Below are 10840 nucleotides of genomic sequence, written 5' to 3'. Positions count from 1 at the left end.
CGCGAAGGCGGTGGATCAGTCAGCATGGTTATTGACTGATCCACCGCCTTCGCGAGCAAGCCCGCTCCCACATTGGTTTCGGGTTCGCATCAAGTGCGTGATTGCGTCTTTGCCTGCTTTATCCGATGGGCTTAAGCCGGCACCGCGAAATCGAGCGAGAGTATGTTGGGGATCGTCGGGTCGATCTCATACAGCAGTGCATAGCCTGCGCCCGTAATTCCCGTTAGCAGGCTGACGTCGGGAACCCGATCGCTGTCGAGAAATGGCCCTTCGAAAAATTGCTGGGCGACTTCGCCAAACGCCTGTTTGACCCTGCCGATACCCTCGGGATTATCGGAGTGCCGATACAGCTCATACAGGCAGATCAGATTGCCGAAGTCGCCATGGCAAAGGTTGTAGCCTTCGCCCAACCCGTGCTGCCAGAGATTGTTCTCGCAGCGCTGTATGTCATCGAGCACCGTCTGCCTGGTCGCCTCGTCCAAAACATCGCCCATCGATTTCATGAGTTGTCGTCTGGCGGTGAGGATGCCCGCGTCTCCGTGGCACCACTTGGACGCATGATCCACGGGGCCCAGGTTTCTCAGGTCCAGCCAGAAACCATCCCGACTCAAGCGGTTTTCACCCTCGAGCACTTGAATGGCCAAGGGCACCAGAGCCCTATCGCCGGTCACGTCATAGGCTTTGCACAATGCATAGATGACGCCCGAGAGTCCATGGGACAGGCCCGTCAAAATAACGGAGCGATCATCGCGTCGCAGAAGCTGGCCTTCCTCGATCAGGACTTGGTCCTTGATGTAATCGACCATGCGTCGAATGGCTGGCAGCACATCCTCTTGTGCAGATAACGCATGGATATTGGCCAGCAGCGTCACTGCACCGCAACAGCCTCCCAGGAAGTCGAAATCATAGTTCCCAGGCGGTACTTCTATCAGTCGGGTCAGCAGGCCAGCAATTTTCTCATCATGCCTGGTGTCTCCAGTGACCTGGCGACGATTGATGAGCAGGTAGAGGTAAGCCCCCAGGCCGTGATAAGCACTGATCGTCGAATCGGTTCTGAAAAAATCGAAGCGTTGTTCCAGTGAGCACAGGATCTGATCCATGCTCGACAGCAAGTGGGGTTTGCCGCTCACCTTGAACAGGCTCAGATAGAACAAGCCAATCCCGGCGATACCGGAGTAAAGCCCGTGATCCATGGGCGCTGGATATTTTCTCTGGGTCGTGGGGTGCGTATGGAAAGACAGCCAGCTTACGTCCTTTGCTGCGCCCACTATCGCGAGTTCTTCGAGGCGGGAACAGATGCTCAGGACCGCGTCGAGGGGCTTCTTTTCAGGGTTCGCCAGGGGCGGCGTAATACGGGATGGTGGATGCCCATTGGGTTCCGGGAACAAACAGATTTCGAGCAAGGTGCGTTGTAAGGCCCAATCTTTGCGGGACAAGTTGGCTATTTTCTGCAGGCAGCTTTGCAAGGGTGGCTCGACAGCCGCCATTTCTATTGTTTCACCCTGTGCGCTCGTAAAATAGCTGGCGTTGAGCGGCATGGTAAAGCACGGAATGCTGGATCTTTGCAGGTCGGCTATTTCATAGCGGGGGATGCCTTTTTCTCGGTAAGGTTCTTTCAAATCTTTCCACAAGGTCGCGAGCAGAAGTTCTCTGTCGAGCATGTTTTGCATAAAGCGTGGATGGCGAATCAGCCCGATAAAATCAGCGTAGCGTTGAGAATTCTTCAGCAGGACCCGGGTCGACAGCTCGCCTGCGGACTGTTCAAGCATTTGCATGATCGCGTGCCGATGAACCATGAGTTCACCATAGGCATATTCAAAACCTTGGAAAAGTTCTGCCTTATAACCTTCAGGCCCTTTGCGCTCACCCTGCAAAAGCGGCAAGTGTTTTGGCACCAGGTGGTGTTCGAATTCGACTTTACGCAGATGGTAAAAGCCCCCGTCGAAAACCAGGGAAGGGCGGGTTGAGATGAATAGCGCTTGCCGGGTCAGACCGCTTTGGTCGTTATTGAGCTGTTGGGAAAAGGGGACGAAGCCGCTGGAACACACGGACTGTTGGACCCATTTAAAACTATTGGACAGCGCGCAGCCAGCAGGCAGGTCAGTGAGCAGGTCGCTGGTGGAAGCGGTGAACAAACACTCAAGGTCAATCATGACCGGACTGTTGCCGCAGGCGATGATGTTTTCGTAGTGAAAGTCGATCCCATTCAACGCATGAATGACGGCTATCTGTGCCCCGATTTTTTGATAGAACAGCCTGACGTCCGCTTCGCTGTCACAAGGCAGGTTGTCGACTTTCGCCACCCAGCTATGCCGCGCGCGGCTGAGAATTCTGGGTGTATGGATAGAAAAACAATCCGCGCCTGTCCATTCATGCAATTGTCCAAGAAGATGATAGAAAAACAGCGCCTCACGGCTGGCTCTTGGTTTGTATATCAATGAAGTCGTGTTGATCTTGACTTGGCAGACCGTTTCGCCGCGACCGTGAGGATCACCCAGGCCGAGCTCAATGGCATCGATTTTCCGAGACGGGATCGAAAAATTCGTTTCCAGCGATTCAGCATCGTCGGCGAAGTTGTGAATAACCGCATGAAGGTAATGGACGGTATCCTCCAGCAGATCGAGCAGCAGTGTCGCCAGCACTGGGTAGGATTCAAAAAAATCCAGCAACGGTAACGTACGCAGATGCTCATTGAAGCCGTTCAAGTCGATGTCATCGCCATCGGCAATCCGCGTGTTCAAGTAATGGACCAGGCTTTGTTCTGACGTGCGTCCAACCCGGGCCAAGACATAGCGTTCAAGGCTTGCAAACAAAGCGGGTTCATCAATGTGCATTGATGCAGTCAAATAGCGCTCATCTGCCTTGAACGTGTCAATGAAATAAAGAAAAAAACGGTAGCCGAACCAATAAAAATTATCCTCGCTGCTCGCGCTTTTTTTTGTTTCGACAGGGATGCTATCGAGGCGAGCAAGCTTTTCTTTCAGGGTGCCCAGGGCAGTTTCACCCTCGGTGGGCAGGCACTGCTGATTGATGGGTTCCTTGATATACGAGAGCAGTTGTTCCCTGTTCAGCCCAAAGTGATTCAGCAAGTTTTGGTCATCAGCATGCAGACGGCTCAGGTTGTTTTCAAAAAGGGCGATGTCGCCGTCGGAAGCCCATCTGTACCGCCCTCGCTGATTCAACTTCAAAGCATTAACAAGCATGTCATAGCTCCTGACATGGATAGAGCAGGCGATGCCTGCTCTATGTTCATAGGTGTTGCCTGTTTCGACGATTAGCTAACCGGGGTTAACAGCCGAGTGTCGAGCATCCAATATTGGTACAGGTTCCAAAGGTGTTACATTCCATCGTGGTAACCAGTATTTCCCCGGTGTTCTTGACGGGCGCTTGATAGGCATCGAATTCAAGATAGAAATCGCCGGACATGTTCAGGATTTTTTCGCTCATGGTATTTTCCTCATCAATGATTGAACATCACGTACAGAGACCTGCGGTCAACCGGAGGCGCATCACTGCGTCCGAGCTGTAGGATGTTGAATGAAGTTTTTTATGAATGAATTAGGGGAGGCAAAGTCGTGTTACATGAAGTGACTTTGAAAGACGGGATTTAGCATAAAAGCGCGGTGCATCCTGCGGTGTTGCATTCGACAATGGTCAGCACGGCTGACTCAATAGCAAGGTTGTGAACTTGCTGATAGGACTGGAAGTCGCCATCGAAGTCACCTGACATCGCCAATAGTTGTTCGCTCATATGTTCTTCCTCTAATATTTTTGTTGTTGTGTCTCTGCTTTGTTGCGGGGCAAACAGTAGCATGCTCCTGAATAAGTGCCAGCGTGTCGTTATGACTTTATGTTGCCGTTACGTATTGCAATAAGCATGTAGTCGGCTGTCGCTGCACTCTGGTGTTAAAGCTTCTAGTGCTTTTTGTTGGGCTTTGTTAGAGGTGAAAAAAAGTTTGAAATGATTTGCCGATGTACTTAACAAGAGTCGCTTAATCAAGCGCTATCGCAATGACTTCAATGGTGAGATCCCCTATCGGTCGATTCCAGACCACCTCATCCCCTGTCTTCGCCCCCAGTAACGCTCGCCCCAGCGGCGAGCCCCAGTTGATCAATCCACTGGCCGCATCAGCTTGATCTTCACCTACCAGTTGCACTCGCTGTTGGTGATCATGCTCATCGACAAAGGTCACCCAATGGCCGATCCGCACTTGATCTGTTGACGTCGGCACAATGACCTGGGCGCTTTGCACGCGCTGCTTGAAATAGCGCAGGTCGCGTTCAATGTCGGCGATGCGTTGTTTGTCCGCTTGATCGCCTTTGTCCGAGTGCTGACCATGTTGCACTTGCAGCTGGGCAACGCGGGCCTGCAACTGGGTAAACCCCGAAGGAGTCACGTAATTGGGCTGCGCACTGACCTGGCGTTCGACCGGCTGATCGGCTTGGGCTGCGGCGTTGTCTTCGTTGACGAAAGCGCGACTCATGATCTCTTCTCCTCTATTGGAGTTTGGGCCATGTTCGCAGGCTTTTAGTTTCGATGAATGCCTATACGCGACTCATTGCGAGCGATAAGCCCGGGCGGCGTCGCGGTCTTTTTGCTGTTGCCAGGCCCGCTCACGCTCGTCCCAGTGACGGTCGCGATAGGCATTGCGCTCTTCGTTCTCGCGCATGGCCTGGCACTGGCGGAAACCATCGCTCCAGCCTTCGGCATAGCGCGGATCCTTGAGGTAACGCGGCACGTCTTTTCTGAACTGACCGGTGATCACTCCGGCCGCTTGCCGGCCGCTGCTGCAACCGTCGTCGTAACCGTCGGCGAACGCCGGTGGATAACCCCGGGCGATCAGGTCTTCGTGGGTGGTTTCACAGCCACCGAGCAACATCAACATACTCAGGATCACTGCTGTGCGCTTCATTTGTGCTTTCCTGCCAAATCCCGCTCATACCATCAAGTCTAGAAGTGGATTCGTCAGTAAGGCGTGAAAGCGTGGTGATTAATCCGTTCGTTGCCCAGGCCATCGTGGTCAGTAGTGGTACCACTTCACCTCGAGCATCACCTCGTTCTCCGGCGAGGCCAATTGGCTGAATTCCCGCTGGGCACTCAGGCGCACGCCGAGGTTGCGGGACAATTCCCACTGCTGATTCAAGCTCAGGCTGCGACGCACTTCGCCGTTGACGAAATAATCACCCTTGGCTTCGAGGCTCAGGTTGCCCAGCGGGTTTTTCCACAGCACACCGCTGTTGAAACCGGCGGCCGGGGCGATGAACTGGGCGAAATCGTTGTTGTGCTCGACCCGCACCGTGCCCAGGGCAAAGCCCAGCACCTCTTCGCCCAGCGCCCAGGTGCCACCGGCGCCGCCGTTGACGTGGCTGACCAAGGTTTCATCGTCGTGTTTGCCCGGCACCCGCTCCAAGCCACCGGTGACCTGCCAGGACCACGGCTGCAGCAGCTCGTTACGCGGGGTCAGCGAGCGAATGGTCGCCAGGTCCAGTTGCTGCACTTGCCAGTCATTGCCTTCGTATTGGCGCAGTTTCAATTGCAGGATCTCGATCTGCGCGCCCAGGGGGAAACTCTCGGCATTGTCATTGAGGTCGTGATAGGCCATGCGCAAGCCATACTCGCCGAACGCCCGGTCACCCCGCGTGCCGAGGCCGGCCTGCCAGGTGCGCGATTGGTGGCCGTCCTCGGGCAGGCCCGGTTGCGGGATATCGAGTTCCGGCGCGGGGTTCTGGTTGATCGCCCGCAACAGTTCAAAACTGCGCTGGGAGCGCTGCGGATCACGCTCCTGGCCGTTGGCGCGATAGCGCTCCAGGCGATAGGCCGCATCGATGATCAGCGCCTGGCGTTCGCGCGGCAGCGCCTTGAAGCCGAGGGTTTGCAGTTGCTGCTGGTCGGCGCTGACTTTCAGTACCCACTGTTGTTCTTCGTCGCTGAGCGGTTCGGCGCGGCTGAGCAGTTCCCGTTCACGGGAGGGTCGATACTGGATGCTTTCCACCAGGCCGGATTCTTTCACCGCCTTGACGGTGTCGGTGGGAATCGCGGTCAGCGGGAATTGTTCGGTCAGGCGCAAGCTGGGGCGAGCCACTTGCAGCAATTCAAGCAGGCGATAGGAGCAGTTTTCGTCGAAGAAAAAATAGTCGAACTGAATCTGCTTCAGTTCCCAGACGTGCTCGACCATGCGCTCGGTTTCCGCCTGGCTCAGGTTCAGGCGGTATTCCCACAGGTCGCGGTTCTCCAGGCTTCGGTACTCGGAGAGTTTTTCCTGGTAGGGCACCAGGGCGAACAGGCCGGGATAGCCGCCCATCAGCCCCTTCCAGGCATAGAGGATGCTGTTGTCCGAGCCTTCGATGTAGGCGCCAAAGTTGATCGCGTAGCTGAGCAGGGCAGTCTTGTCGCTTTGCACATCGGCCTGGTCGATGCGCAGCAGGGTGTGGCCGAACATCGAGGACGGGCTGTTCAGGTACGCGGCGGGGAAGATCATCACCGCGCTGTGAGGCGAGACGTCCTTGAACCACTGGGTGAAGTCGCTGCAATCGACCGCCGGCAGGTCTGTCAGGTTGAGCTGCGCCTTGAGCCAGCGCGTTCGCGCCGGGTACACGCACTGGGCGTGCTGCTGGCCGGCGCTGGCCGGACCGTACAGGGCTTCTAGCGTGGCGGTCAGTTCACGCTCGGGGTGTTCATTGCCGTCGGGCGCGAGGAAGAATTTCTTGTCGCTGATATAGCTGCGCCAACCGCCGAGCTTGGCGGTTTCGTAGTGGCCCAGGGAAATCCAGAAGCGGTCATTGGCCAGTTGCTGCAAACGTTGAGGGTCGACATGAGGCGCGGCGGACAGCGGGGCGCACACACAGAGCGCCAGCCAGGCAAGGCGTTTGAGCATAGTCGGCTACTTGGAAAGTCGAAAAAAATAAAGACCGCAGGGGCCCCAAAAAGAAAAACCCGCTCCCCGAAAGGAGCGAGTGATGCCGAGCTTAAGCTTGAGTGGCGTACTTGGCCAGGCGAGGATCGCTTTTCAGCACGGCCAGGGTGTTGGTATGCACGTCTTCGGCGGTCACGTCAGCCTTGCTGAAGATCTGCTGGAAGTGCTCGTGGGTGACGGCAGAGAAATGTGCACGGTCTTCCGGCGCTACACCGAGTACCACGGCATAGGTGGTCAGCGCTTCGCCCTGACCCTTGGCCATGTCTTCGGACAGCTCGTTCATCATGCCATTCATGGCCAGCCAGGACTTGCCACCGTAGGTCAGTGCCGCGTTGGTCGAGCAACCGTTGGTGCCGGATGTCATGCCGAAGGTAGCGTTACCGGAAGTGCCGTTGGTGGTGGATGCCAGGAAGTGTGCCGGGGTGCCACGCTGACCTTCGAACAGCATGTTGCCCCAGCCGCAATCCGGGCCGCCCGGCGCCTGAGCCATGGCGTTGATGGATACAGCGGTGAAGAGAGTACCGAGAAGAATCCGTTTCATAGCTATGTTCTCTTTATGTGCATACCAATGGACAGGGTCTGGCCCCTATAGCAGCCAGTGGGCCGGTTATTGTTCCAGCCGCGCAATTTGGAGTTTAGGCACGATCCTGGGGTTCCGTGACATTTTGCAAAAACATTACAGGGGATCGCCTGCCTATTGGGTCCCGCCCGAGGTTTTCCCGTTGACTATGCTTTGGACAGAGGCGCTCCTTGCCAGTCAGGTACAGGCGGCGCCAGAATGCCGCTATCTGCCCCGCCTGATGTAAGGAAGCCCGATGCCTGATCCTGTTGCTGCCAGCTTGCGTCTAGCGCCCGAAGCGCTGACCCGTCCGTTTTCCGCTGAACAGTTCAGCTTCTCTACCACCAATGATCTGGAGCCCTTCCGCGGTGTGCTTGGCCAGGAACGTGCGGTCGAAGCCTTGCAGTTCGGCGTGGCCATGCCGCGCCCCGGTTACAACGTATTCGTCATGGGCGAGCCCGGCACTGGCCGGTTTTCGTTCGTCAAACGCTACCTCAAGGCCGAAGGCAAGCGCCTGCAGACCCCGGCGGACTGGGTCTACGTCAATAACTTCGATGAGCCCCGCGAACCCCGTGCCCTGGAACTGCCGTCAGGCACGGCCGGTGCTTTCATCGCCGACATCAACGGCCTGATCGACAACCTGCTGGCGACTTTCCCGGCGGTGTTCGAGCACCCGTCCTACCAGCAGAAGAAAAGCGCCATCGACCGCGCCTTCAACCAGCGCTACGACCGCGCCCTGGACGTGATCGAGCGCCTGGCGCTGGAGAAGGATGTCGCGCTGTACCGTGACAGCAGCAACATCGCCTTCACGCCGATGAGCGAAGGCAAGGCCCTGGATGAAGCGGAATTCGCCCAGTTGCCGGAAGCCGAGCGCGAGCGTTTCCATGAGGACATCTCGGGCCTGGAAGAGCGCTTGAACGAAGAGCTCGCCAGCCTGCCGCAATGGAAGCGCGAGTCCAGCAACCAGTTGCGCCACCTCAACGAAGAAACCATCACCCTGGCCCTGCAGCCGTTGCTGGCACCCCTATCGGAAAAATACGCAGAGAACGCTGCGGTTTGCGGCTACTTGCAGGCCATGCAGGTCTATCTGCTCAAGACCGTGGTCGAGCAACTGGTGGACGACAGCAAGACCGACGCCATCGCCCGCAAACTGCTGGAGGAACAGTACGCCCCGAGCCTGGTGGTCGGGCACCCGTTCAGTGGCGGCGCGCCGGTGGTGTTCGAGCCGCACCCGACCTACGACAATCTCTTTGGTCGGATCGAATACAGCACCGACCAGGGTGCGCTCTACACCACGTACCGGCAATTGCGTCCGGGCGCCTTGCACCGGGCCAACGGTGGTTTCCTGATTCTCGAAGCAGAAAAAATGCTCGGCGAGCCGTTCGTGTGGGATGCGCTCAAGCGTGCCCTGCAATCGCGCAAGCTGAAAATGGAATCGCCGCTGGGAGAACTGGGGCGCGTGGCCACCGTGACCCTGACGCCGCAGCACATCCCGCTGCAGGTCAAGGTCGTGATTATCGGTGCGCGCCAGCTCTACTACGCCTTGCAGGACCTGGATCCGGACTTCCAGGAAATGTTCCGCGTGCTGGTGGATTTCGACGAAGACATCCCGATGGGCGACGAGAGCCTGGAGCAGTTCGCCCAGTTGCTCAAGACCCGCACTTCGGAGGAGGGCATGGCGCCGTTGACCGCCGACGCGGTGGCGCGCCTGGCGACCTACAGTGCGCGCCTGGCCGAACACCAGGGGCGCTTGTCGGCGCGTATCGGCGACCTGTTCCAACTGGTCAGCGAGGCGGATTTCATTCGCCAACTGGCCGGTGACGAAATGACCGACGCCGGTCATATCGAACGCGCCCTCAAGGCCAAGGCCACCCGTACCGGACGTGTCTCGGCGCGAATCCTCGACGACATGCTGGCGGGGATCATCCTGATCGATACCGCTGGCGCGGCCGTGGGCAAATGCAACGGATTGACCGTGCTGGAAGTGGGCGACTCGGCGTTCGGGGTGCCGGCGCGGATTTCCGCCACGGTGTACCCGGGGGGCAGCGGCATCGTCGACATCGAGCGGGAGGTCAACCTTGGCCAGCCGATCCACTCCAAGGGCGTGATGATCCTCACCGGTTACCTGGGCAGCCGTTATGCCCAGGAATTCCCGCTGGCAATCTCGGCCAGCATCGCCCTGGAGCAGTCCTACGGTTACGTGGACGGCGACAGTGCGTCCCTGGGCGAGGCTTGCACGTTGATTTCAGCCCTGTCGAAAACGCCGCTCAAGCAGTGCTTCGCTATCACCGGCTCGATCAACCAGTTCGGTGAGGTGCAGGCGGTGGGCGGGGTCAACGAGAAGATCGAAGGCTTCTTCCGCCTCTGCGAAGCACGCGGGCTGACCGGTGAACAGGGGGCGATCATTCCCCAGGCCAACGTCGCGACCCTGATGCTCGACGAGAAAGTGCTGGCCGCCGTGCGCGCCGGGCAGTTCCACGTTTATGCGGTGCGCCAGGCCGACGAAGCCCTGAGCCTGTTGGTGGGCGAGCCTGCCGGCGAACCGGATGAAAACGGCGAGTTCCCGGAGGGCAGTGTCAATGCCCGGGTGGTGGAGCGGCTGCGGGTGATCGCGGAGATGATCAGCGAAGACGACATCAAGGAAGCGGAAAAGGAACTGGCACAGCAGGCTCTGGCGGAGGCCAAGCCGGCTTGAGGTTTTCCTGACCGCAGCAAGACCCTGTGGGAGCAAGCTTTGCTCCCACAGGCTTGCTCTCACCATCAATGTTTTGTGGGATATAACGAAAAAACGCCACCACTTTGGCGTCAATATTCACACTGTGACCGCTCGGCGCATTCTGGTCTCGAAAGACCTTGCGACCGGAACTTTTCTTCTATCCTCAGCTCAAGGATAACGAGAGTCATCATCGGATCGAAACAGCCTCCTCGCGGGGGTTGAATACCGGATCTACCGAGGGGCGCCGCCATGTCGCGCAACCTTTGCCTCACTCGTCAATGCCTGGGCCTTGTCACCCGTATCGAATGCGCCATTCGTCCCCTGGCGGGAGATACCGGTATGTGGACCTTGCTCTTCGCGGCCGGAATGGCCGGCGAACAACCTTCTGCCATCAAGGCTCAAGGGCCATTCCCAGGCCCGACTGCCGCCGAATCCATCCTCGATACCATTGTGCAAAGCCTGACATTGCACGGCTATGAGCTGGCCGACGACCCGCAGATCTGGTCCCTGCATATGCAAGCCCAACTGCGTGAAATCAATGGAGGCCGTTGTCGCAACGTCGGCGGTTTCGAGTTTCGTCCGCTGCATTGAAGGCCATCACCGCACGGGCACCGGCAGTAAGATTTTGTCACAAGGGCAGGGGCCAGGGAG

9 protein-coding genes are annotated in these 10840 nt (G+C 57.7%); 2 read left to right on the top strand and 7 right to left on the bottom strand.

Going from position 1 to position 10840, the window contains the following annotated elements:
* Positions 1-131 precede the first annotated feature (131 nt).
* From lanM to LQ215_RS28470, 7 genes are all read right to left on the bottom strand, one after another.
* Complete coding sequence (gene lanM, locus LQ215_RS28500) at positions 132-3203, bottom strand: type 2 lanthipeptide synthetase LanM (RefSeq protein ID WP_230153590.1); 3072 nt, start codon at positions 3201-3203, stop codon at positions 132-134.
* Positions 3204-3288: 85 nt separating this feature from the next.
* Positions 3289-3447, bottom strand: a complete 159-nt coding sequence (locus LQ215_RS28495) for a hypothetical protein (RefSeq protein ID WP_230153589.1) — start codon at positions 3445-3447, stop codon at positions 3289-3291.
* A gap of 160 nt (positions 3448-3607) precedes the next feature.
* Positions 3608-3751 carry a hypothetical protein gene (locus LQ215_RS28490; RefSeq protein WP_230153588.1) on the bottom strand — a complete coding sequence of 48 codons (144 nt, stop codon included), beginning with the start codon at positions 3749-3751 and terminating at the stop codon, positions 3608-3610.
* Between the two features lie 241 nt (positions 3752-3992).
* Positions 3993-4484, bottom strand: a complete 492-nt coding sequence (locus LQ215_RS28485; protein WP_230153587.1) for a GreA/GreB family elongation factor — start codon at positions 4482-4484, stop codon at positions 3993-3995.
* 72 nt (positions 4485-4556) lie between these two features.
* Positions 4557-4913, bottom strand: coding sequence for a hypothetical protein (locus LQ215_RS28480; protein ID WP_230153586.1), 357 nt, complete (start codon positions 4911-4913; stop codon positions 4557-4559).
* A gap of 108 nt (positions 4914-5021) precedes the next feature.
* Complete coding sequence (locus LQ215_RS28475) at positions 5022-6875, bottom strand: Lnb N-terminal periplasmic domain-containing protein (protein ID WP_230153585.1); 1854 nt, start codon at positions 6873-6875, stop codon at positions 5022-5024.
* A 91-nt stretch (positions 6876-6966) separates the two neighbouring features.
* Positions 6967-7455: a DUF3015 domain-containing protein gene (locus LQ215_RS28470; RefSeq protein WP_003185616.1), complete on the bottom strand. Its 489-nt coding sequence runs from the start codon at positions 7453-7455 to the stop codon at positions 6967-6969.
* A 274-nt stretch (positions 7456-7729) separates the two neighbouring features.
* Here LQ215_RS28470 and LQ215_RS28465 point away from each other — a divergent pair, with 274 nt between their 5' ends.
* Together LQ215_RS28465 and LQ215_RS28460 are read left to right on the top strand one after the other, a co-directional pair.
* Positions 7730-10168 carry a Lon protease family protein gene (locus LQ215_RS28465; RefSeq protein WP_230153584.1) on the top strand — a complete coding sequence of 813 codons (2439 nt, stop codon included), beginning with the start codon at positions 7730-7732 and terminating at the stop codon, positions 10166-10168.
* A gap of 270 nt (positions 10169-10438) precedes the next feature.
* On the top strand, positions 10439-10780 hold the full coding sequence (locus LQ215_RS28460) for a hypothetical protein (RefSeq protein WP_013694243.1): 342 nt from the start codon (positions 10439-10441) through the stop codon (positions 10778-10780).
* The last annotated feature ends 60 nt before the right edge of the window (positions 10781-10840 follow it).

The sequence above is a fragment of the Pseudomonas brassicacearum genome, from assembly GCF_918698105.1.
Lineage (GTDB): Bacteria > Pseudomonadota > Gammaproteobacteria > Pseudomonadales > Pseudomonadaceae > Aquipseudomonas > Aquipseudomonas brassicacearum_F.
Note: the sequence above shows the minus strand (reverse complement) of the source record. Positions and strands in the feature narration are given on the sequence as shown.

Excerpts from the sequence above, each read along its gene's own strand:
- lanM (WP_230153590.1), bottom strand. The coding sequence starts at position 3,203 with ATGCTTGTTAATGCTTTGAAGTTGAATCAGCGAGGGCGGTACAGATGG.
- LQ215_RS28495 (WP_230153589.1), bottom strand. The coding sequence starts at position 3,447 with ATGAGCGAAAAAATCCTGAACATGTCCGGCGATTTCTATCTTGAATTC.
- LQ215_RS28490 (WP_230153588.1), bottom strand. The coding sequence starts at position 3,751 with ATGAGCGAACAACTATTGGCGATGTCAGGTGACTTCGATGGCGACTTC.
- LQ215_RS28485 (WP_230153587.1), bottom strand. The coding sequence starts at position 4,484 with ATGAGTCGCGCTTTCGTCAACGAAGACAACGCCGCAGCCCAAGCCGAT.
- LQ215_RS28480 (WP_230153586.1), bottom strand. The coding sequence starts at position 4,913 with ATGAAGCGCACAGCAGTGATCCTGAGTATGTTGATGTTGCTCGGTGGC.
- LQ215_RS28475 (WP_230153585.1), bottom strand. The coding sequence starts at position 6,875 with ATGCTCAAACGCCTTGCCTGGCTGGCGCTCTGTGTGTGCGCCCCGCTG.
- LQ215_RS28470 (WP_003185616.1), bottom strand. The coding sequence starts at position 7,455 with ATGAAACGGATTCTTCTCGGTACTCTCTTCACCGCTGTATCCATCAAC.
- LQ215_RS28465 (WP_230153584.1), top strand. The coding sequence starts at position 7,730 with ATGCCTGATCCTGTTGCTGCCAGCTTGCGTCTAGCGCCCGAAGCGCTG.
- LQ215_RS28460 (WP_013694243.1), top strand. The coding sequence starts at position 10,439 with ATGTCGCGCAACCTTTGCCTCACTCGTCAATGCCTGGGCCTTGTCACC.